18 protein-coding genes and 2 pseudogenes are annotated in these 22,155 nt (G+C 48.0%); 10 read left to right on the top strand and 10 right to left on the bottom strand.

Annotated features, from left to right (window positions below; genetic code table 11):
• Positions 1–161 precede the first annotated feature (161 nt).
• Together yaaA and FTE26_RS12525 are read right to left on the bottom strand one after the other, a co-directional pair.
• On the bottom strand, positions 162–938 hold the full coding sequence (gene yaaA / locus FTE26_RS12530) for a peroxide stress protein YaaA (protein ID WP_000906204.1): 777 nt from the start codon (positions 936–938) through the stop codon (positions 162–164).
• A 69-nt stretch (positions 939–1,007) separates the two neighbouring features.
• Positions 1,008–2,438 (bottom strand): alanine/glycine:cation symporter family protein, encoded by a 1,431-nt coding sequence (locus FTE26_RS12525; RefSeq protein ID WP_001112552.1) that lies wholly within the window; start codon positions 2,436–2,438, stop codon positions 1,008–1,010.
• Between the two features lie 278 nt (positions 2,439–2,716).
• Between FTE26_RS12525 and tal the strand changes: the two genes are divergently transcribed.
• Both tal and mog read left to right on the top strand, forming a co-directional pair.
• Entirely contained in the window at positions 2,717–3,670 is a 954-nt protein-coding gene (gene tal, locus FTE26_RS12520; protein WP_000130189.1) for a transaldolase, read from the top strand.
• A 114-nt stretch (positions 3,671–3,784) separates the two neighbouring features.
• Positions 3,785–4,372, top strand: a complete 588-nt coding sequence (mog, locus tag FTE26_RS12515) for a molybdopterin adenylyltransferase (RefSeq protein ID WP_001094680.1) — start codon at positions 3,785–3,787, stop codon at positions 4,370–4,372.
• Positions 4,373–4,406: 34 nt separating this feature from the next.
• Here mog and satP read toward each other — a convergent pair whose 3' ends face one another.
• From satP to FTE26_RS12500, 3 genes are all read right to left on the bottom strand, one after another.
• Entirely contained in the window at positions 4,407–4,973 is a 567-nt protein-coding gene (gene satP, locus FTE26_RS12510) for an acetate uptake transporter (protein ID WP_000528538.1), read from the bottom strand.
• A gap of 148 nt (positions 4,974–5,121) precedes the next feature.
• The gene (msyB, locus tag FTE26_RS12505; protein ID WP_001102383.1) at positions 5,122–5,835 is read right to left on the bottom strand and encodes an acidic protein MsyB; all 714 of its coding nucleotides are present in this window, start codon (positions 5,833–5,835) and stop codon (positions 5,122–5,124) included.
• Positions 5,836–5,860: 25 nt separating this feature from the next.
• The gene (locus tag FTE26_RS12500) at positions 5,861–6,265 is read right to left on the bottom strand and encodes a DUF2541 family protein (protein ID WP_000843559.1); all 405 of its coding nucleotides are present in this window, start codon (positions 6,263–6,265) and stop codon (positions 5,861–5,863) included.
• Positions 6,266–6,641: 376 nt separating this feature from the next.
• Between FTE26_RS12500 and dnaK the strand changes: the two genes are divergently transcribed.
• Positions 6,642–8,558, top strand: a complete 1,917-nt coding sequence (dnaK, locus tag FTE26_RS12495) for a molecular chaperone DnaK (protein WP_000516140.1) — start codon at positions 6,642–6,644, stop codon at positions 8,556–8,558.
• 88 nt (positions 8,559–8,646) lie between these two features.
• A complete protein-coding gene (dnaJ, locus tag FTE26_RS12490; RefSeq protein ID WP_001118464.1) occupies positions 8,647–9,777 on the top strand; it encodes a molecular chaperone DnaJ in 1,131 nt (376 codons plus the stop codon).
• Positions 9,778–9,880: 103 nt separating this feature from the next.
• Here the strand turns inward: dnaJ and mokC are convergent, their stop codons facing one another.
• On the bottom strand, positions 9,881–10,033 hold the full coding sequence (mokC, locus tag FTE26_RS12485; RefSeq protein WP_000809168.1) for a type I toxin-antitoxin system toxin MokC: 153 nt from the start codon (positions 10,031–10,033) through the stop codon (positions 9,881–9,883).
• Positions 10,034–10,618: 585 nt separating this feature from the next.
• Here mokC and nhaA point away from each other — a divergent pair.
• Positions 10,619–11,785, top strand: coding sequence for a Na+/H+ antiporter NhaA (gene nhaA / locus FTE26_RS12480; RefSeq protein WP_000681360.1), 1,167 nt, complete (start codon positions 10,619–10,621; stop codon positions 11,783–11,785).
• 65 nt (positions 11,786–11,850) lie between these two features.
• Positions 11,851–12,750 carry a transcriptional activator NhaR gene (gene nhaR / locus FTE26_RS12475; protein WP_001300855.1) on the top strand — a complete coding sequence of 300 codons (900 nt, stop codon included), beginning with the start codon at positions 11,851–11,853 and terminating at the stop codon, positions 12,748–12,750.
• 38 nt (positions 12,751–12,788) lie between these two features.
• On the opposite strand, the pseudogene FTE26_RS12470 reads toward nhaR, so the two are convergent.
• From FTE26_RS12470 to rpsT, 4 genes and pseudogenes are all read right to left on the bottom strand, one after another.
• Positions 12,789–13,747 (bottom strand): annotated as a pseudogene (locus FTE26_RS12470) (fimbrial family protein).
• Positions 13,748–13,759: 12 nt separating this feature from the next.
• Positions 13,760–15,091, bottom strand: a pseudogene (locus FTE26_RS12465) (fimbria/pilus outer membrane usher protein); the annotation flags it as partial.
• A 246-nt stretch (positions 15,092–15,337) separates the two neighbouring features.
• Complete coding sequence (espX1, locus tag FTE26_RS12460; protein ID WP_000181249.1) at positions 15,338–16,759, bottom strand: type III secretion system effector EspX1; 1,422 nt, start codon at positions 16,757–16,759, stop codon at positions 15,338–15,340.
• A gap of 483 nt (positions 16,760–17,242) precedes the next feature.
• Positions 17,243–17,506 (bottom strand): 30S ribosomal protein S20, encoded by a 264-nt coding sequence (gene rpsT / locus FTE26_RS12455; protein ID WP_001274021.1) that lies wholly within the window; start codon positions 17,504–17,506, stop codon positions 17,243–17,245.
• A gap of 102 nt (positions 17,507–17,608) precedes the next feature.
• Between rpsT and FTE26_RS12450 the strand changes: the two genes are divergently transcribed.
• From FTE26_RS12450 to lspA, 4 genes are read left to right on the top strand one after another with little or no spacing between them, the layout of a single operon-like run.
• Positions 17,609–17,827, top strand: a complete 219-nt coding sequence (locus FTE26_RS12450) for a DUF2575 family protein (protein ID WP_001295417.1) — start codon at positions 17,609–17,611, stop codon at positions 17,825–17,827.
• Between the two features lie 7 nt (positions 17,828–17,834).
• Entirely contained in the window at positions 17,835–18,776 is a 942-nt protein-coding gene (gene ribF, locus FTE26_RS12445) for a bifunctional riboflavin kinase/FAD synthetase (RefSeq protein WP_000767329.1), read from the top strand.
• Between the two features lie 42 nt (positions 18,777–18,818).
• Positions 18,819–21,635 carry an isoleucine--tRNA ligase gene (gene ileS / locus FTE26_RS12440; protein ID WP_001286857.1) on the top strand — a complete coding sequence of 939 codons (2,817 nt, stop codon included), beginning with the start codon at positions 18,819–18,821 and terminating at the stop codon, positions 21,633–21,635.
• Positions 21,635–22,129, top strand: coding sequence for a signal peptidase II (gene lspA, locus FTE26_RS12435; RefSeq protein ID WP_000083369.1), 495 nt, complete (start codon positions 21,635–21,637; stop codon positions 22,127–22,129). Before ileS ends, lspA begins: the two co-directional genes overlap by 1 nt.
• The last annotated feature ends 26 nt before the right edge of the window (positions 22,130–22,155 follow it).

Below are 22,155 nucleotides of genomic sequence, written 5' to 3'. Positions count from 1 at the left end.
CTGACGGCGCTGTGTCTGGCATGCCTGCAATCCGGGAAACCGGACCAGGAAAAAACTTGCAGGCCATAACAGTATCTACGTGAATTCTGCAATATATTGAATCTGCATGCTTTTGTAGGCCGGATAAGGCGTTCACGCCGCATCCGGCATTGACTACAAACTTAACGCTGCTCGTAGCGTTTAAACACCAGTTCGCCATTGCTGGAGGAATCTTCATCAAAGAAGTAACCTTCGCTATTAAAACCAGTCAGTTGCTCTGGTTTGGTCAGCCGATTTTCAATAATGAAACGACTCATCAGACCGCGTGCTTTCTTAGCGTAGAAGCTGATGATCTTAAATTTGCCGTTCTTCTCATCGAGGAACACCGGCTTGATAATCTCGGCATTCAATTTCTTCGGCTTCACCGATTTAAAATACTCATCTGACGCCAGATTAATTACCACATTATCGCCTTGTGCTGCGAGCGCCTCGTTCAGCTTGTTGGTGATGATATCTCCCCAGAATTGATACAGATCTTTCCCTCGGGCATTCTCAAGACGGATCCCCATTTCCAGACGATAAGGCTGCATTAAATCGAGCGGGCGCAGTACGCCATACAAGCCGGAAAGCATTCGCAAATGCTGTTGGGCAAAATCGAAATCGTCTTCGCTGAAGGTTTCGGCCTGCAAGCCGGTGTAGACATCACCTTTAAACGCCAGAATCGCCTGGCGGGCATTCTCCGGCGTGAAATCTGGCTGCCAGTCATGAAAGCGAGCGGCGTTGATACCCGCCAGTTTGTCGCTGATGCGCATCAGCGTGCTAATCTGCGGAGGCGTCAGTTTCCGCGCTTCATGGATCAACTGCTGGGAATTGTCTAACAGCTCCGGCAGCGTATAGCGCGTGGTGGTCAACGGGCTTTGGTAATCAAGCGTTTTCGCAGGTGAAATAAGAATCAGCATATCCAGTCCTTGCAGGAAATTTATGCCGACTTTAGCAAAAAAAGAGAATGAGTTGATCGATAGTTGTGATTACTCCTGCGAAACATCATCCCACGCGTCCGGAGAAAGCTGGCGACCGATATCCGGATAACGCAACGGATCAAACACCGGGCGCACGCCGAGTTTACGCTGGCGTAGATAATCACTGGCAATGGTATGAACCACAGGCGAGAGCAGTAAAATGGCGGTCAAATTGGTAATAGCCATGCAGGCCATTATGATATCTGCCAGTTGCCACATCAGCGGAAGGCTTAGCAAGGTGCCGCCGATGACCGTTGCGAAGGTGCAGATCCGCAAACACCAGATCGCTTTAGGGTTGTTCAGGCGTAAAAAGAAGAGATTGTTTTCGGCATAAATGTAGTTGGCAACGATGGAGCTGAAGGCAAACAGAATAACCACGAGGGTAACAAACTCAGCACCCCAGGAACCCATTAGCACCCGCATCGCCTTCTGGATAAGCTGAATACCTTCCAGCGGCATGTAGGTTGTGTCGTTACCCGCCAGTAATATCAGCATGGCGCTTGCCGTACAGATGACCAGGGTGTCGATAAAAATGCCAATCATCTGGACAATCCCTTGCGCTGCCGGATGCGGAGGCCAGGACGCCGCTGCCGCTGCCGCGTTTGGCGCCGAACCCATTCCCGCCTCATTGGAAAACATACTGCGCTGAAAACCGTTAGTAATCGCCTGGCTTAAGGTATATCCCGCCGCGCCGCCTGCCGCTTCCTGCCAGCCAAAAGCACTCTCAAAAATAGACCAAATGACGTGGGGAAGTTGCCCGATATTTATTACGCAAATCACCATGCTGGTCAGCACCCAGATTATCGCCATCAACGGGACAAACCCCTGCATGAGCCGGGCGACGCCATGAAGACCGCGAGTGATTGCCAGCAGAGCAAAGACAGCGAGAATAATGCCTGTCACCAGCGGGGGAAAATCAAAAGAAAAACTCAGGGCTCGGGCAACGGCGTTCGCCTGAACTCCGCTGAAAATTATGCCATAGGCGATGAGCAAAAAGACGGCGAACAGAACGCCCATCCAACGCATCCCCAGCCCGCGCGCCATATACCATGCCGGTCCGCCACGAAACTGTCCATTGACGTCACGTTCTTTATAAAGTTGTGCCAGAGAACATTCGGCAAACGAGGTCGCCATGCCGATAAACGCGGCAACCCACATCCAAAAGACGGCTCCAGGTCCACCGGCGGTAATTGCCAGCGCAACGCCGGCCAGGTTGCCGCTACCCACGCGCGCCGCAAGACTGGTACACAATGACTGAAATGAGGTTAAACCGCCTAGCTGTGGATGAATGCTATTTTTAAGACTTTTGCCAAACTGGCGGATGTAGCGAAACTGCACAAATCCGGTGCGAAAAGTGAACCAACAACCTGCGCCGAAGAGCAGGTAAATCATTACCGATCCCCAAAGGACGCTGTTAATAAAGGAGAAAAAATCTGGCATGCATATCCCTCTTATTGCCGGTCGCGATGACTTTCCTGTGTAAACGTTACCAATTGTTTAAGAAGTATATACGCTACGAGGTACTTGATAACTTCTGCGTAGCATACATGAGGTTTTGTATAAAAATGGCGGGCGATATCAACGCAGTGTCAGAAATCCGAAACAGTCTCGCCTGGCGATAACCGTCTTGTCGGCGGTTGCGCTGACGTTGCGTCGTGATATCATCAGGGCAGACCGGTTACATCCCCCTAACAAGCTGTTTAAAGAGAAATACTATCATGACGGACAAATTGACCTCCCTTCGTCAGTACACCACCGTAGTGGCCGACACTGGGGACATCGCGGCAATGAAGCTGTATCAACCGCAGGATGCCACAACCAACCCTTCTCTCATTCTTAACGCAGCGCAGATTCCGGAATACCGTAAGTTGATTGATGATGCTGTCGCCTGGGCGAAACAGCAGAGCAACGATCGCGCGCAGCAGATCGTGGACGCGACCGACAAACTGGCAGTAAATATTGGTCTGGAAATCCTGAAACTGGTTCCGGGCCGTATCTCAACTGAAGTTGATGCGCGTCTTTCCTATGACACCGAAGCGTCAATTGCGAAAGCAAAACGCCTGATCAAACTCTACAACGATGCTGGTATTAGCAACGATCGTATTCTGATCAAACTGGCTTCTACCTGGCAGGGTATCCGTGCTGCAGAACAGCTGGAAAAAGAAGGCATCAACTGTAACCTGACCCTGCTGTTCTCCTTCGCTCAGGCTCGTGCTTGTGCGGAAGCAGGCGTGTTCCTGATCTCGCCATTTGTTGGCCGTATTCTTGACTGGTACAAAGCGAATACTGATAAGAAAGAGTACGCTCCGGCAGAAGATCCGGGCGTGGTTTCTGTATCTGAAATCTACCAGTACTACAAAGAGCACGGTTATGAAACCGTGGTTATGGGCGCAAGCTTCCGTAACATCGGCGAAATTCTGGAACTGGCAGGCTGCGACCGTCTTACCATCGCACCTACACTGCTGAAAGAGCTGGCTGAGAGCGAAGGGGCTATCGAACGTAAACTGTCTTACACCGGCGAAGTGAAAGCGCGTCCGGCGCGTATCACTGAGTCCGAGTTCCTGTGGCAGCACAACCAGGATCCAATGGCAGTAGATAAACTGGCGGAAGGTATCCGTAAGTTTGCTATTGACCAGGAAAAACTGGAAAAAATGATCGGCGATCTGCTGTAATCATTCTTAGCGTGACCGGGAAGTCGGTCACGCTACCTCTTCTGAAGCCTGTCTGTCACTCCCTTCGCAGTGTATCATTCTGTTTAACGAGACTGTTTAAACGGAAAAATCTTGATGAATACTTTACGTATTGGCTTAGTTTCCATCTCTGATCGCGCATCCAGCGGCGTTTATCAGGATAAAGGCATCCCTGCGCTGGAAGAATGGCTGACATCGGCGCTAACCACGCCGTTTGAACTGGAAACCCGCTTAATCCCTGATGAGCAGGCGATCATCGAGCAAACGTTGTGTGAGCTAGTGGATGAAATGAGTTGCCATCTGGTGCTCACCACGGGCGGAACTGGCCCGGCGCGTCGTGACGTAACGCCCGATGCGACGCTGGCAGTAGCGGACCGCGAGATGCCTGGCTTTGGTGAACAGATGCGCCAGATAAGCCTGCATTTTGTACCAACTGCGATCCTTTCGCGTCAGGTTGGTGTGATTCGCAAACAGGCGCTGATCCTTAACTTACCCGGTCAGCCGAAGTCTATTAAAGAGACGCTGGAAGGTGTGAAGGACGCTGCGGGTAACGTTGTGGTACACGGTATTTTTGCCAGCGTACCGTACTGCATTCACTTGCTGGAAGGGCCATACGTTGAAACGGCACCGGAAGTGGTTGCAGCATTCAGACCGAAGAGTGCAAGACGCGACGTTAGCGAATAAAAAAATCCCCCCGAGCGGGGGGATCTCAAAACAATTAGTGGGATTCACCAATCGGCAGAACGGTGCGACCAAACTGCTCGTTCAGTACTTCACCCATCGCCAGATAGATTGCGCTGGCACCGCAGATCAGCCCAATCCAGCCGGCAAAGTGGATGATTGCGGCGTTACCGGCAATGTTACCGATCGCCAGCAGGGCAAACAGCACGGTCAGGCTAAAGAAAACGAATTGCAGAACGCGTGCGCCTTTCAGCGTGCCGAAGAACATAAACAGCGTAAATACGCCCCACAGACCCAGGTAGACACCAAGGAACTGTGCATTTGGCGCATCGGTCAGACCCAGTTTCGGCATCAGCAGAATCGCAACCAGCGTCAGCCAGAAAGAACCGTAAGAGGTGAATGCGGTTAAACCGAAAGTGTTGCCTTTTTTGTACTCCAGCAGACCAGCAAAAATTTGCGCGATGCCGCCGTAGAAAATGCCCATGGCAAGAATAATACCGTCCAGAGCGAAATAACCCACGTTGTGCAGGTTAAGCAGAATGGTGGTCATGCCGAAGCCCATCAGGCCCAGCGGTGCCGGATTAGCCAACTTAGTGTTGCCCATAATTCCTCAAAAATCATCATCGAATGAATGGTGAAATAATTTCCCTGAATAACTGTAGTGTTTTCAGGGCGCGGCATAATAATCAGCCAGTGGGGCAGTGTCTACGATCTTTTGAGGGGAAAATGAAAATTTTCCCCGGTTTACGGTATCAGACCTGAGTGGCGCTAACCATCCGGCGCAGGCAGGCGATTTGCAGTACGGCTGGAATCGTCACGCGATAGGCGCTGCCGCTGACCGCTTTAACCCCATTTAGTGCCGCACCTACAGGGCCTCCCAGCCCCGCGCCGCGCAGCAAACCATGCCCAAGTACGCTCATTGCTGCGTGGGTGCGTAAAATGCGGGTCAGTTGGCTGGAAAGCAAATGCGACACGCCTTTTGCCAATAATTTGTCTTTCATCAGCAGCGGCAGCAGCTCTTCCAGCTCATTCACCCTCGCATCGACCGCGTGCAGAAACTCCTGTTTATGTTCCTCGTCCATATTCTTCCAGGTGTTACGCAGAAATTGTTCCAGTAACTGTTGCTCAATCTCAAACGTAGACATCTCTTTGTCGGCTTTCAGCTTCAATCGTTTTGAAACATCGAGCAAAATGGCCCGATACAATTTACCGTGTCCGCGCAGTTTGTTGGCGATACTATCGCCACCAAAATGCTGTAATTCTCCAGCAATCAGCTGCCAGTTGCGGCGATGTTGCTCGGGATGCCCTTCCATCGATTTAAACAGTTCGTTGCGCATCAGTACGCTGGAGAGGCGAGTTTTGCCTTTTTCATTATGGGTGAGCAATCGGGCGAAATTTGCCAACTGTTCCTCACTGCAATGCTGGAGAAAATCCAGATCTGAATCATTCAGGTAATTAACATTCATTTTTTGTGGCTTCTATATTCTGGCGTTAGTCGTCGCCGATAATTTTCAGCGTGGCCATATCCGATGAGTTCACCGTATGACCGGAAAAGGTGATTTTTGAGACGCAGCGTTTATTGTCGTTATCGCTGTTAATGTTGATCCAGTCAGTGGTTTGCCCTTCTTTTATTTCTGAAGGAATATTCAGGCTCTGACTGGCGCTACGGGCGGCTTTGAAATAAACCGATGCACCGCTTAACTGTAAATCGCCATGGTCGGCAGAGAGTTGTATGCGTTTAACAATTCGGCAAACAGGAAGTTTCAGCGCCAGATCGTTGGTTTCGTTACGTGGCATCGCAATGACGCCGAGGATTTTATGGTCGTTTGCCTGCGCCGTGCAGCACAGCATCAGACTAATCGCCAGGCTGGCGGAAATCGTAAAAACGGATTTCATAAGGATTCTCTTAGTGGGGAGAGGTAGGGGGATGGATACCCACTAGTTTACTGCTGATAAAGAGAAGATTCAGGTGCGTAATGTTTTCTTTTTATTACAATTTTTTGATGAATGTCTTGGCTGCGATTCATTCTTTATATGAATAAAATTGCTGTCAGTTTCACGTCTTGTCCTGCTATATCGCGAAATTTCTGCGCAAAAGCACAAAAAATTTTTGCATCTCCCCCTTGATGACGTGGGTTACGACCCCATTTAGTAGTCAACCGCAGTGAGTGAGTCTGCAAAAAAATGAAATTGGGCAGTTGAAACCAGACGTTTCGCCCCTATTACAGACTCACAACCACATGATGACCGAATATATAGTGGAGACGTTTAGATGGGTAAAATAATTGGTATCGACCTGGGTACTACCAACTCTTGTGTAGCGATTATGGATGGCACCACTCCTCGCGTGCTGGAGAACGCCGAAGGCGATCGCACCACGCCTTCTATCATTGCCTATACCCAGGATGGTGAAACTCTGGTTGGTCAGCCGGCTAAACGTCAGGCAGTGACGAACCCGCAAAACACCCTGTTTGCGATTAAACGCCTGATTGGCCGCCGCTTCCAGGACGAAGAAGTACAGCGTGATGTTTCCATCATGCCGTTCAAAATTATTGCTGCTGATAACGGCGACGCATGGGTCGAAGTTAAAGGCCAGAAAATGGCACCGCCGCAGATCTCTGCTGAAGTGCTGAAAAAAATGAAGAAAACCGCTGAAGATTACTTGGGTGAACCGGTAACTGAAGCTGTTATCACCGTACCGGCATACTTTAACGATGCTCAGCGTCAGGCAACCAAAGACGCAGGCCGTATCGCTGGTCTGGAAGTAAAACGTATCATCAACGAACCGACCGCAGCTGCGCTGGCTTACGGTCTGGACAAAGGTACTGGCAACCGTACTATCGCGGTTTATGACCTGGGTGGTGGTACTTTCGATATTTCTATTATCGAAATCGACGAAGTTGACGGCGAAAAAACCTTCGAAGTTCTGGCTACCAACGGTGATACCCACCTGGGTGGTGAAGACTTCGACAGCCGTCTGATCAACTACCTGGTTGAAGAATTCAAGAAAGATCAGGGCATTGACCTGCGCAACGATCCGCTGGCAATGCAGCGCCTGAAAGAAGCGGCAGAAAAAGCGAAAATCGAACTGTCTTCCGCTCAGCAGACCGACGTTAACCTGCCGTACATCACTGCAGATGCGACCGGTCCGAAACACATGAACATCAAAGTGACTCGTGCGAAACTGGAAAGCCTGGTTGAAGATCTGGTAAACCGTTCCATTGAGCCGCTGAAAGTTGCACTGCAGGACGCTGGCCTGTCCGTATCTGATATCGACGACGTTATCCTCGTTGGTGGTCAGACTCGTATGCCAATGGTTCAGAAGAAAGTTGCTGAGTTCTTTGGTAAAGAGCCGCGTAAAGACGTTAACCCGGACGAAGCTGTAGCAATCGGTGCTGCTGTTCAGGGTGGTGTTCTGACTGGTGACGTGAAAGACGTACTGCTGCTGGACGTTACCCCGCTGTCTCTGGGTATCGAAACCATGGGCGGTGTGATGACGACGCTGATCGCGAAAAACACCACTATCCCGACCAAGCATAGCCAGGTGTTCTCTACCGCTGAAGACAACCAGTCTGCGGTAACCATCCATGTGCTGCAGGGTGAACGTAAACGTGCGGCTGATAACAAATCTCTGGGTCAGTTCAACCTGGATGGTATCAACCCGGCACCGCGCGGCATGCCGCAGATCGAAGTTACCTTCGATATCGATGCTGACGGTATCCTGCACGTTTCCGCGAAAGATAAAAACAGCGGTAAAGAGCAGAAGATCACCATCAAGGCTTCTTCTGGTCTGAACGAAGATGAAATCCAGAAAATGGTACGCGACGCAGAAGCTAACGCCGAAGCTGACCGTAAGTTTGAAGAGCTGGTACAGACTCGCAACCAGGGCGACCATCTGCTGCACAGCACCCGTAAGCAGGTTGAAGAAGCAGGCGACAAACTGCCGGCTGACGACAAAACTGCTATCGAGTCTGCACTGACTGCACTGGAAACTGCTCTGAAAGGTGAAGACAAAGCCTCTATCGAAGCGAAAATGCAGGAGCTGGCACAGGTTTCCCAGAAACTGATGGAAATCGCCCAGCAGCAACATGCCCAGCAGCAGACTGCCGGTGCTGATGCTTCTGCAAACAACGCGAAAGATGACGATGTTGTCGACGCTGAATTTGAGGAAGTCAAAGACAAAAAATAATCGCCCTATAAACGGGTAATTATACTGACACGGGCGAAGGGGAATTTCCTCTCCGCCCGTGCATTCATCTAGGGGCAATTTAAAAAAGATGGCTAAGCAAGATTATTACGAGATTTTAGGCGTTTCCAAAACAGCGGAAGAGCGTGAAATCAAAAAGGCCTACAAACGCCTGGCCATGAAATACCACCCGGACCGTAACCAGGGTGACAAAGAGGCCGAGGCGAAATTTAAAGAGATCAAGGAAGCTTATGAAGTTCTGACCGACTCGCAAAAACGTGCGGCATACGATCAGTATGGTCATGCTGCGTTTGAGCAAGGCGGTATGGGCGGCGGCGGTTTTGGCGGCGGCGCAGACTTCAGCGATATTTTTGGTGACGTTTTCGGCGATATTTTTGGCGGCGGACGTGGTCGTCAACGTGCGGCGCGCGGTGCTGATTTACGCTATAACATGGAGCTCACCCTCGAAGAAGCTGTACGTGGCGTGACCAAAGAGATCCGCATTCCGACTCTGGAAGAGTGTGACGTTTGCCACGGTAGCGGTGCAAAACCAGGTACACAGCCGCAGACCTGTCCGACCTGTCATGGTTCTGGTCAGGTGCAGATGCGTCAGGGATTCTTCGCTGTACAGCAGACCTGTCCACACTGTCAGGGCCGCGGTACGCTGATCAAAGATCCGTGCAACAAATGTCATGGTCATGGTCGTGTTGAGCGCAGCAAAACGCTGTCCGTTAAAATCCCGGCAGGGGTGGACACTGGAGACCGCATCCGTCTTGCGGGCGAAGGTGAAGCGGGCGAGCATGGCGCACCGGCAGGCGATCTGTACGTTCAGGTTCAGGTTAAACAGCACCCGATTTTCGAGCGTGAAGGCAACAACCTCTATTGCGAAGTCCCGATCAACTTCGCTATGGCGGCGCTGGGTGGCGAAATCGAAGTACCGACCCTTGATGGTCGCGTCAAACTGAAAGTGCCTGGCGAAACCCAGACCGGTAAGCTTTTCCGTATGCGCGGTAAAGGCGTCAAGTCTGTCCGCGGTGGCGCACAGGGTGATTTGCTGTGCCGCGTTGTCGTCGAAACACCGGTAGGCCTGAACGAGAAGCAGAAACAGCTGCTGCAAGAGCTGCAAGAAAGCTTCGGTGGCCCAACCGGTGAGCACAACAGCCCGCGCTCAAAGAGCTTCTTTGATGGTGTGAAGAAGTTTTTTGACGACCTGACCCGCTAACCTCCCCAAAAGCCTGCCCGTGGGCAGGCCTGGGTAAAAATAGGGTGCGTTGAAGATATGCGAGCACCTGTAAAGTGGCGGGGATCACTCCCCGCCGTTGCTCTTACTCGGATTCGTAAGCCGTGAAAACAGCAACCTCCGTCTGGCCAGTTCGGATGTGAACCTCACAGAGGTCTTTTCTCGTTACCAGCGCCGCCACTACGGCGGTGATACAGATGACGATCAGGGCGACAATCATCGCCTTATGCTGCTTCATTGCTCTCTTCTCCTTGACCTTACGGTCAGTAAGAGGCACTCTACATGTGTTCAGCATATAGGGGGCCTCGGGTTGATGGTAAAATATCACTCGGGGCTTTTCTCTATCTGCCGTTCAGCTAATGCCTGAGACAGATAGCCTCAAGCACCCGCCGCTATTATATCGCTCTCTTTAACCCATTCTGTTTTATCGATTCTAATCCTGAAGACGCCTCGCATTTTTGTGGCGTAATTTTTTAATGATTTAATTATTTAACTTTAATTTATCTCTTTATCGCAATTATTGACGACAAGCTGGATTATTTTTGAAATATTGTCCTAACAAATAACGCCGACTGACAAGAAATTAATTATTACTTTTCCTAATTAATCTCTCAGAAATCCTCACCTTAAGCTATGATTATCTGGGCTTAGGGTCACTCGTGAGCGCTTACAGCCGTCAAAAACTCATCTCACCGCTGATGGCGCAAATTCTTCAATGGATCGTAAAAAACGAGTTATTCCTACACTATAATCTGATTTTAACGATGATTTGTGCGGGGTAGAATAGTAAAAACGATCTATTCACCTGAAAGAGAAATAAAAAGTGAAACATCTGCATCGATTCTTTAGCAGTGATGCCTCGGGAGGCATTATTCTTATCATTGCCGCTATCCTGGCGATGATTATGGCCAATAGCGGCGCAACCAGTGGATGGTATCACGACTTTCTGGAGACGCCGGTTCAGCTCCGGGTTGGTTCACTCGAAATCAACAAAAACATGCTGTTATGGATAAATGACGCGCTGATGGCGGTATTTTTCCTGTTAGTCGGTCTGGAAGTTAAACGTGAACTGATGCAAGGATCGCTAGCCAGCTTACGCCAGGCCGCATTTCCAGTTATCGCCGCTATTGGTGGGATGATTGTTCCGGCATTACTCTATCTGGCCTTTAACTATGCCGATCCGATTACCCGCGAAGGGTGGGCGATCCCGGCGGCTACTGACATTGCCTTTGCACTTGGTGTGCTGGCGCTGTTGGGAAGTCGTGTTCCGTTAGCGCTGAAGATCTTTTTGATGGCTCTGGCTATTATCGACGATCTTGGGGCCATCATTATCATCGCATTGTTCTACACTAATGACTTATCGATGGCCTCTCTTGGCGTCGCGGCTGTAGCAATTGCGGTACTCGCGGTATTGAATCTGTGTGGTGTACGCCGCACGGGCGTCTATATTCTGGTTGGCGTAGTGTTGTGGACTGCGGTGTTGAAATCGGGGGTTCACGCAACCCTGGCGGGGGTAATTGTCGGCTTCTTTATTCCTTTGAAAGAGAAGCATGGGCGTTCTCCAGCGAAGCGACTGGAGCATGTGTTACACCCGTGGGTGGCGTATCTGATTTTGCCGCTGTTTGCATTTGCTAATGCTGGCGTTTCACTGCAAGGTGTCACGCTGGATGGCTTGACCTCCATTCTGCCATTGGGGATCATCGCTGGCTTGCTGATTGGCAAACCGCTGGGGATTAGTCTGTTCTGCTGGTTGGCGCTGCGTTTGAAACTGGCGCATCTGCCTGAGGGAACGACTTATCAGCAAATTATGGCGGTGGGGATCCTGTGCGGTATCGGTTTTACTATGTCTATCTTTATTGCCAGCCTGGCCTTTGGTAGCGTAGATCCAGAACTGATTAACTGGGCGAAACTCGGTATCCTGGTCGGTTCTATCTCTTCGGCGGTAATTGGATACAGCTGGTTACGCGTTCGTTTGCGTCCATCAGTTTGACAGGACGGTTTACCGGGGAGCCATAAACGGCTCCCTTTTCATTGTTATCAGGGAGAGAAATGAGCATGTCTCATATCAATTACAACCACTTGTATTACTTCTGGCATGTCTATAAAGAAGGTTCCGTGGTTGGCGCAGCGGAGGCGCTTTATTTAACTCCACAAACCATTACCGGACAGATTCGAGCGCTGGAAGAGCGCCTGCAAGGCAAATTATTTAAACGCAAGGGACGTGGTCTCGAACCCAGCGAGCTGGGAGAACTGGTCTATCGCTATGCCGATAAAATGTTCACCTTAAGCCAGGAAATGCTGGATATTGTGAACTATCGCAAAGAATCCAATTTATTGTTTGACGTTGGTGTGGCTGATGCACTTTCCAAACGCCTGGTCAGTAGCGTACTTAACGCCGCAGTGGTAGAAGGCGAGCCCATTCATCTTCGCTGCTTCGAATCCACCCACGAAATGCTGCTGGAGCAATTAAGTCAGCATAAACTGGATATGATCATTTCTGACTGTCCGATAGACTCTACGCAGCAGGAAGGCCTGTTCTCCGTGAGAATTGGCGAATGTGGCGTGAGTTTCTGGTGTACAAATCCACCACCAGAAAAACCGTTCCCGGCTTGTCTGGAAGAACGGCGACTTTTGATTCCTGGGCGACGTTCAATGTTAGGGCGCAAATTGCTTAACTGGTTTAACTCCCAGGGATTAAACGTAGAAATCCTCGGCGAGTTTGATGATGCCGCGTTGATGAAAGCTTTTGGTGCGATGCACAATGCAATCTTCGTTGCCCCAACGCTTTATGCATATGACTTTTATGCCGATAAAACTGTCGTAGAAATTGGTCGCGTCGAGAATGTGATGGAAGAGTACCATGCTATTTTTGCTGAGCGGATGATTCAGCACCCGGCGGTACAGCGAATCTGCAATACGGATTATTCTGCGCTTTTTAGTCCAGCGGCGCGTTAATCGGCACCTCCCCCCAAAGTTAAGGTGGGGGAGATAGATTAGTTGTACATAACCACGATTTTGACTCGGCTCATTATTTGCCCGCTTGAGACATTATTTCCATATGTACGCGGGCGAATAAATAGAGGAATCTGATTACTTCCTTCATGGGGATGCTGAAAAGAGTAGTAATTGCTTTTACCATACTGGATTTCATTCGTACCATCATTGGAGAGTTGAAAGCCTACTTGACCCGCACCGTCCTCACTGTTTTCTAACTCATTTTTTAATATGCTGGTTCCTGACTCCTGTATCGTCACTGGTTCAAAGTAATATTCAACATCACTGGGTTCAAAAACTAATTCACCTTGCTCGCCCTGGATGCAGTCAAATCTTATATGATGAAACTGATAATTTTCATTATTGATACGAGACAGTACAAATCGTCCAGTGTCGATGGATTGATCTTCAAAACCACAGGTCATTAAATTTACCTGTAAAATAGTATTTAAATTATAATTAAAGCGGACGCTATTACAATTAGTATTATTCCCTGTACATGAACTCACTTCAATTTCGAACAACAAAGGAAAAGGAGTTCCAGGAAAAATGTCTGCGGTGTTAGAACTATCTGATACAGATGCGATAGAATATGGAATGGTGAAATTTATCGCAGATAGCATTTCTTCTAAATTATAAGATGACTTCCCTGGAAGCTCTATTTTTTTACCGTCAGATTCAAAGGGGAAATTAATAATATAATGACGACTTCCGACTTTAAACCTTAAAGCGTTCTGTGTTAAAAAATGAACTTTAATGGCGTTGGTTGTCTCTTGCAAGTCTGTACACTCAATGATATTTCCGGTGTTTTCAATTTTTCGGCGGTTAGATTACCTTTCATACTCAGTGACTTGAGTATATATGTTCCACGTTGTTCACCGACATTGGTCAATGCACAGGGAGCACTTTGCACAATAAAAGAATATAGACTCAAGGTGATTAATAAAAGCCACTTCATAGTAAACTCCTTTTACTGGCATATATATGTTTTGTTTTCATCGATAACGTGTTGAAAAGTAATAGTACAGAATAAGTTCTGTTCATCATTGAGAGCAACTTTTATTCCAGTGGGAATTTCATCTACGCGAATAAAAAGGCGACTACCCTGGCCAACGACTCCAATATTATTTTCCTGGAGATCCAGTACGTCATAGCCAAAGGTTAATGGCGAACCATCGGGACGCAGTGCCTGTATATACCAGGGCTTACGTTGGTCAGTTGTAAACTGCACATAAGAAACTGCTCCACGGTAAGGTGCAATAATTTGACGATTGCCCTGCAATTCTGTTTCACTTTCACTGTTTGCTATATCAAGTACCAGATGGTTTTCACGATGAGGTATTATCAGGTCGTAAACAACCTGGCCTTTGCTGTTTGTTCGATTGTATTTTTGTCCATTAATATGTGCACCTTCTAATCCAGGCGCATCCAGAATTGCAAATGTATCGGATAACTGGTTAGTGATATTAATACCACCGGACCAGACAACTAATCCACTACTAATACTTCCACCACTTTGCCAGGCGTTTTTAGAATGACTATAGCTGCCATCTATTATGGCGATGGGAGTTCTCCAGCTTAAATTCGTACCAAGCGAGGTATCATTATTTTGTTGTTGCTGATTAACATATATACCATAATTTAACTGATCATGTTCACCGGCTATGCCAGTAATTCCAGTATTGTTGGAGGAATAGCCATCTTTGGAAAATGAGGTCGAATTCGATAAGTTAATTTGGTGACGTGTTTTGGCAATATCATCCCCCCAGTAGAAAGGAATGGAGATAAACAGATTAAAACGCTCCTCTTCTTTATTATTTTCATCATAAGATTGGCTGGCAGAGAAAGTATAACTAATGTGTTGCCAGTTATTGGAGTAACTGAATTGGTAATCTTTAGCATTTCCACTTCGCCCCCAGTAATTCCGCCAAAGCGCACTTAATGATACATTTCCCAGATTATTGGATAAAGGTTGCATAATATTGGCAGAAAGGCTATTTTTTCTGCCAATATCATAAAAATCATTATAATCACTCTGATGATAGTGTTTATCATTTTCGTAAAGATGGTCGCTGAATGTCCTGTAATCCTGCGAAGCATAACGCCAGGCGGCCACGCTAAATCGAGTGGCTGTTTGTACTAGATATTTATTATAGGCGACCTGATAGCTCGTACCTTCGTGTCTGGTATCATTATTTAACTTACTACTCGATCGGGCAGCGTAAAAAGAGATGGCACCCAGCGGTGTATTCCAACCATTTCCCAGAGTTATAGCATTATAGTTATCGGATAAAATCGTACCCGATTATGTGATCAGGTTGTTATTATTTAGATTAATGTTTAAATTTTTTAATTTCTTGATGTGAAGTTGATGAAAGTTTAATATTCTTAATTATTCCCTTCTTTATAAGAAGAGCAAGGTGCCATTATTAGAGTGAGAGAGTAGGATGTTTCAGAGTATGCTTCAGATTATTTTTTATTCCTCTGTAGTGAATTAATAATCATCACAGTTAATTTCATTCTGAAATTACTTCTTTTTTGAGATTTTTTAATTTTGATGAGCTATGTTTTTCATAAGGAACATAGACTCGTTGATGCTCTGAAGGTATTTTCTCATTTCCGGGGATGTTTTGTCGTAATCGTGCATAAACTTTTTCAGTTCTTTATACACATCATTATTTAGCTTTACATTGTCGCGAACTAAAGTTTGTACCAATGGTATCAAAATTTCGAAACGGGACGGTTTGTCATCAATACTTGCCAGGGTTTTGAATACTCCTGTGTATCTGTAACCTAAGTGCTTATTGACAAGTTGAGTGGTCCATCGACCAGGCATAATATCTTCACAGAGCAAATTTTTTATTCTGGTATTAGTGAATGATGCTCCAAATATGTTGCTTTTTTTAATGAAGAGATTATTAATTTCTCCATTTGAAAAGATGGTGTTTGATAAGTCGCTTTCAAAACATGATATATTGGATAATACACAACTAAAATAATACCCATATGAAAGGTTGCTCTTTTCTATTGTTATATTTGATAGCGACATTTTATGTATATTGATATTAGGGGCAGTCAAATACTGGATGTTTTGCTCGTTAAGTTCATGCATCTCCAGAGATTTATTATAGGGTAATAAAAGTATAAATTCCTTTACATTATTTCCGCAGTAAGAAAAGACAACATCAAATTTATTGGTGATTGTGTTTTCAGTTGAGCAGTAAGCTGATTTTTTTATTAATCGACTGGGTATGCTTTTAAATAAAGATAATTTTTTACATAGTTGTGAATATGCAATATTGCTAGTTTTAAAGTTCTGCCACATTATTCCCTGGTTATCATCTATCGATGAGGAGGGGATTTTATTGCATTGCTCATTGTATAGCTCAGGGAAAATATTTTTTTTAATAAGCTTTTTGATTTCCTGGTTAAGATGACTTTTTTTCTTGTCTATTGCACTGTATTTTGCGTTTTGTGACGTTTCCTGATGATCATAAAATGACTGGAGATTTCTGCAGGCCTCATAAAATATTTCAGGAGTATATAGCTGTGGGTATATTTCTTGGTTGAAGTTTGCCTTTAAAAAATTAACGAATTTTTCATGGCATTCTTGGTATATCTTAATCTCTTCAGAAAGACATTCGCTTGTTCTGTCATCAAAAACATCCAATCTAAGTAATGTGATACCTTTGTGTTTAAAAAAATAAAATTGAACTGTATGTTCTATGAGTTTACATCTATAAAAATATGCATCTCTCAGATGAGTATATTGAAAAAAATGATGAAGGACTGGAGATGGTTTAGGCAAGTTATGGCTTCTAAAAAAGTCATCAAACAAAATTAAGAACTCTGTTTTATACTCGCAAAATACTTTTACTAACTCATTTTGTCTTGTTTTATTTATTATTACATCATCTACTATATTTGATTTATAAAGACAATGTGGCGAAGTTGAGATACCATTTGTCATTATCAGTCCTTGAAGTTGATGAATTTTTATTAATTTAATTTATGAGTGAATGTGACTACTATCAAAAATAGCTCATTAATTTTATGAAGTAGAATATAAATAGGTATTTAACCTGTGTTGATTGTTGTTAATTATTTACAAGATCTAATAAGGAGATATTTATGAATGGTTAAAGTGTATAGGAATTTAATTCAAAAATAGAGTGGTCTTAAGTTTAATACCTCAATGTGTATCACAATATCCACATTCTTTGTAGGGGAGTCTGGAGATTGAGTAGATATTCTTGTTCAGAATGTATCAGCCGATGGTTCTACGATTCTTAAGCCACGAAGAGTTCAGAAAGTGTAACGGCATGTCTGCAAAAGCCAGCATCTTTTGACTATCTGGCAACCGGTAGTGTGTTCTCTCACGCATCATAAAAGCAGCAGGCATAAAAAAACCCGCTTGCGCGGGCTTTTTCACAAAGCTTCAGCAAATTGGCGATTAAGCCAGTTTGTTGATCTGTGCAGTCAGGTTAGCCTTATGACGTGCAGCTTTGTTTTTGTGGATCAGACCTTTAGCAGCCTGACGGTCCACGATCGGTTGCATTTCGTTAAATGCTTTCTGTGCAGCAGCTTTGTCGCCAGCTTCGATAGCTGCGTATACTTTCTTGATGAAAGTACGCATCATAGAGCGACGGCTTGCGTTGTGCTTACGAGCCTTTTCAGACTGAATGGCGCGCTTCTTAGCTGATTTGATATTAGCCAAGGTCCAACTCCCAAATGTGTTCTATATGGACAATTCAAAGGCCGAGGAATATGCCCTTTTAGCCTTCTTTTGTCAATGGATTTGTGCAAATAAGCGCCGTTAATGTGCCGGCACTCGTTACGTAGTGATGGCGCAGGATTCTACCAGCTTGCGGGGTGTGAATACAGCTTTTCCGCGATAAAAATTGCAGCAGGCGGTCACTTTCTTCCCGTGATTTGCGCCATGGCAATGAAAAGCCACTTCTTTCTGATTTCGGTACTCAATCGCCGGTTAACCTTGACCGCTGTACAAGGTATACTCGGACGATTTTCACTGTTTTGAGCCAGACATGAAGCTGATACGCGGCATACATAATCTCAGCCAGGCCCCGCAAGAAGGGTGTGTGCTGACTATTGGTAATTTCGACGGCGTGCATCGCGGTCATCGCGCGCTGTTACAGGGCTTGCAGGAAGAAGGGCGCAAGCGCAACTTACCGGTGATGGTGATGCTTTTTGAACCTCAACCACTGGAACTGTTTGCTACCGATAAAGCCCCGGCACGGCTGACCCGGCTGCGGGAAAAACTGCGTTACCTTGCAGAGTGTGGCGTTGATTACGTGCTGTGCGTGCGTTTCGACAGGCGTTTCGCGGCGTTAACCGCGCAAAATTTCATCAGCGATCTTCTGGTGAAGCATTTGCGCGTAAAATTTCTTGCCGTAGGTGATGATTTCCGCTTTGGCGCTGGTCGTGAAGGCGATTTCTTGTTATTACAGAAAGCTGGCATGGAATACGGCTTCGATATCACCAGTACGCAAACTTTTTGCGAAGGTGGCGTGCGTATCAGCAGCACCGCTGTGCGTCAGGCGCTGGCGGATGACAATCTGGCTCTGGCAGAAAGTTTACTGGGGCACCCGTTTGCCATCTCCGGGCGTGTAGTCCACGGTGATGAATTAGGGCGCACTATAGGTTTCCCGACGGCGAATGTACCGCTACGCCGTCAGGTTTCCCCGGTGAAAGGGGTTTATGCGGTAGAAGTGCTGGGCCTCGGTGAAAAGCCGTTACCCGGCGTGGCAAACATTGGAACACGCCCAACGGTTGCCGGTATTCGCCAGCAGCTGGAAGTGCATTTGTTAGATGTTGCAATGGACCTTTACGGTCGCCATATACAAGTAGTGCTGCGTAAAAAAATACGCAATGAGCAGCGATTTGCGTCGCTGGACGAACTGAAAGCGCAGATTGCGCGTGATGAATTAACCGCCCGCGAATTTTTTGGGCTAACAAAACCGGCTTAAGCCTGTTATGTAATCAAACCGAAACACGGAACCGAGAATCTGATGAGTGACTATAAATCAACCCTGAATTTGCCGGAAACAGGGTTCCCGATGCGTGGCGATCTCGCCAAGCGCGAACCGGGAATGCTGGCGCGTTGGACTGATGATGATCTGTACGGCATCATCCGTGCGGCTAAAAAAGGCAAAAAAACCTTCATTCTGCATGATGGCCCTCCTTATGCGAATGGCAGCATTCATATTGGTCACTCGGTTAACAAGATTCTGAAAGACATTATCGTGAAGTCCAAAGGGCTTTCCGGTTATGACTCGCCGTATGTGCCTGGCTGGGACTGCCACGGTCTGCCGATCGAGCTGAAAGTAGAGCAAGAATACGGTAAGCCGGGTGAGAAATTCACCGCCGCCGAGTTCCGCGCCAAGTGCCGCGAATACGCGGCGACCCAGGTTGACGGTCAACGCAAAGACTTTATCCGTCTGGGCGTGCTGGGCGACTGGTCGCACCCGTACCTGACCATGGACTTCAAAACTGAAGCCAACATCATCCGCGCGCTGGGCAAAATCATCGGCAACGGTCACCTGCACAAAGGCGCGAAGCCAGTTCACTGGTGCGTTGACTGCCGTTCTGCGCTGGCGGAAGCGGAAGTTGAGTATTACGACAAAACTTCTCCGTCCATCGACGTTGCTTTTCAGGCGGTCGATCAGGATGCACTGAAAGCAAAATTTGCCGTAAGCAACGTTAACGGCCCAATCTCGCTGGTGATCTGGACCACTACGCCGTGGACTCTGCCTGCGAACCGCGCAATCTCTATTGCACCTGATTTCGACTATGCGCTGGTGCAGATCGACGGTCAGGCCGTGATTCTGGCGAAAGATCTGGTTGAAAGCGTAATGCAGCGTATCGGCGTGACCGATTACACCATTCTCGGCACGGTAAAAGGTGCGGAGCTTGAGTTGCTGCGCTTTACCCATCCGTTTATGGGCTTCGACGTTCCGGCAATCCTCGGCGATCACGTTACCCTGGATGCCGGTACCGGTGCCGTTCACACCGCGCCTGGCCACGGCCCGGACGACTATGTGATCGGTCAGAAATACGGCCTGGAAACCGCTAACCCGGTTGGCCCGGACGGCACTTATCTGCCGGGCACTTATCCGACGCTGGATGGCGTGAACGTCTTCAAAGCGAACGACATCGTCGTTGCGCTGCTGCAGGAAAAAGGCGCGCTGCTGCACGTTGAGAAAATGCAGCACAGCTATCCGTGCTGCTGGCGTCACAAAACGCCGATCATCTTCCGCGCGACGCCGCAGTGGTTCGTCAGCATGGATCAGAAAGGTCTGCGTGCGCAGTCACTGAAAGAGATCAAAGGCGTGCAGTGGATCCCGGACTGGGGCCAGGCGCGTATCGAGTCGATGGTTGCTAACCGTCCTGACTGGTGTATCTCCCGTCAGCGCACCTGGGGCGTACCGATGTCACTGTTCGTGCACAAAGACACGGAAGAGCTGCATCCGCGTACTCTCGAACTAATGGAAGAAGTGGCAAAACGCGTTGAAGTTGACGGCATCCAGGCGTGGTGGGATCTTGATGCGAAAGAGATCCTCGGCGATGAAGCTGATCAGTACGTGAAAGTGCCGGACACATTGGATGTATGGTTTGACTCCGGATCTACCCACTCTTCTGTTGTTGACGTGCGTCCGGAATTTGCCGGTCACGCAGCGGACATGTATCTGGAAGGTTCTGACCAGCACCGTGGTTGGTTCATGTCTTCCCTGATGATCTCCACCGCGATGAAAGGCAAAGCGCCGTATCGTCAGGTACTGACCCACGGCTTTACCGTGGATGGTCAGGGTCGCAAGATGTCTAAATCCATCGGCAACACCGTTTCGCCGCAGGATGTGATGAACAAACTGGGCGCGGATATTCTGCGTCTGTGGGTGGCATCAACTGACTACACCGGTGAAATGGCCGTTTCTGATGAGATCCTGAAACGTGCTGCCGACAGCTATCGTCGTATCCGTAACACCGCGCGCTTCCTGCTGGCAAACCTGAACGGTTTTGATCCGGCAAAAGATATGGTGAAACCGGAAGAGATGGTGGTACTGGATCGCTGGGCCGTAGGTTGTGCGAAAGCGGCACAGGAAGACATCCTCAAGGCGTACGAAGCATACGATTTCCACGAAGTGGTACAGCGTCTGATGCGCTTCTGCTCCGTTGAGATGGGTTCCTTCTACCTCGACATCATCAAAGACCGTCAGTACACCGCCAAAGCGGACAGTGTGGCGCGTCGTAGCTGCCAGACTGCGCTGTATCACATCGCAGAAGCGCTGGTGCGCTGGATGGCACCAATCCTCTCCTTCACCGCTGATGAAGTGTGGGGCTACCTGCCGGGCGAACGTGAAAAATACGTCTTTACCGGTGAGTGGTACGAAGGCCTGTTTGGTCTGGCAGACAGTGAAGCGATGAACGATGCGTTCTGGGACGAGCTGTTGAAAGTGCGTGGCGAAGTGAACAAAGTCATTGAGCAAGCGCGTGCCGACAAGAAAGTGGGTGGCTCGCTGGAAGCGGCAGTAACCTTGTATGCAGAACCGGAACTGTCGGCGAAACTGACCGCGCTGGGCGATGAATTACGATTTGTCCTGTTGACCTCCGGCGCTACCGTTGCAGACTATAACGACGCACCTGCTGATGCTCAGCAGAGCGAAGTACTCAAAGGGCTGAAAGTCGCGTTGAGTAAAGCCGAAGGTGAGAAGTGCCCACGCTGCTGGCACTACACCCAGGATGTCGGCAAGGTGGCGGAACACGCAGAAATCTGCGGCCGCTGTGTCAGCAACGTCGCCGGTGACGGTGAAAAACGTAAGTTTGCCTGATGAGTCAATCGATCTGTTCAACAGGGCTACGCTGGCTGTGGCTGGTGGTAGTCGTGCTGATTATCGATCTGGGCAGCAAATACCTGATCCTCCAGAACTTTGCTCTGGGGGATACGGTCCCGCTGTTCCCGTCGCTTAATCTGCATTATGCGCGTAACTATGGCGCGGCGTTTAGTTTCCTTGCCGATAGCGGCGGCTGGCAGCGTTGGTTCTTTGCCGGTATTGCGATTGGTATTAGCGTGATCCTGGCAGTGATGATGTATCGCTCGAAGGCCACGCAGAAGCTAAACAATATCGCTTATGCGCTGATTATTGGCGGCGCGCTGGGCAACCTGTTCGACCGCCTGTGGCACGGCTTCGTTGTCGATATGATCGACTTCTACGTCGGCGACTGGCACTTCGCCACCTTCAACCTTGCCGATACTGCCATTTGTGTCGGTGCGGCACTGATTGTGCTGGAAGGTTTTTTGCCTTCTAAAGCGAAAAAACAATAATAAACCCTGCCGGATAAGGCCTACAG

The organism is Escherichia sp. S10b (assembly GCF_028421345.1).
Taxonomy (GTDB): Bacteria; Pseudomonadota; Gammaproteobacteria; order Enterobacterales; family Enterobacteriaceae; genus ECMA0423.
This window is presented reverse-complemented; position numbering and strand designations above follow the sequence as displayed.

Coding starts and splice junctions, on each gene's coding strand:
- nhaR (WP_001300855.1), top strand. CDS start 11,851: ATGTCTCATATCAATTACAACCACTTGTATTACTTCTGGCATGTCTAT.
- mog (WP_001094680.1), top strand. CDS start 3,785: ATGAATACTTTACGTATTGGCTTAGTTTCCATCTCTGATCGCGCATCC.
- mokC (WP_000809168.1), bottom strand. CDS start 10,033: ATGAAGCAGCATAAGGCGATGATTGTCGCCCTGATCGTCATCTGTATC.
- dnaK (WP_000516140.1), top strand. CDS start 6,642: ATGGGTAAAATAATTGGTATCGACCTGGGTACTACCAACTCTTGTGTA.
- msyB (WP_001102383.1), bottom strand. CDS start 5,835: ATGAATGTTAATTACCTGAATGATTCAGATCTGGATTTTCTCCAGCAT.
- tal (WP_000130189.1), top strand. CDS start 2,717: ATGACGGACAAATTGACCTCCCTTCGTCAGTACACCACCGTAGTGGCC.
- FTE26_RS12500 (WP_000843559.1), bottom strand. CDS start 6,265: ATGAAATCCGTTTTTACGATTTCCGCCAGCCTGGCGATTAGTCTGATG.
- FTE26_RS12450 (WP_001295417.1), top strand. CDS start 17,609: ATGTGCCGGCACTCGTTACGTAGTGATGGCGCAGGATTCTACCAGCTT.
- ribF (WP_000767329.1), top strand. CDS start 17,835: ATGAAGCTGATACGCGGCATACATAATCTCAGCCAGGCCCCGCAAGAA.
- espX1 (WP_000181249.1), bottom strand. CDS start 16,759: ATGACAAATGGTATCTCAACTTCGCCACATTGTCTTTATAAATCAAAT.
- FTE26_RS12525 (WP_001112552.1), bottom strand. CDS start 2,438: ATGCCAGATTTTTTCTCCTTTATTAACAGCGTCCTTTGGGGATCGGTA.
- satP (WP_000528538.1), bottom strand. CDS start 4,973: ATGGGCAACACTAAGTTGGCTAATCCGGCACCGCTGGGCCTGATGGGC.
- lspA (WP_000083369.1), top strand. CDS start 21,635: ATGAGTCAATCGATCTGTTCAACAGGGCTACGCTGGCTGTGGCTGGTG.
- ileS (WP_001286857.1), top strand. CDS start 18,819: ATGAGTGACTATAAATCAACCCTGAATTTGCCGGAAACAGGGTTCCCG.
- yaaA (WP_000906204.1), bottom strand. CDS start 938: ATGCTGATTCTTATTTCACCTGCGAAAACGCTTGATTACCAAAGCCCG.
- dnaJ (WP_001118464.1), top strand. CDS start 8,647: ATGGCTAAGCAAGATTATTACGAGATTTTAGGCGTTTCCAAAACAGCG.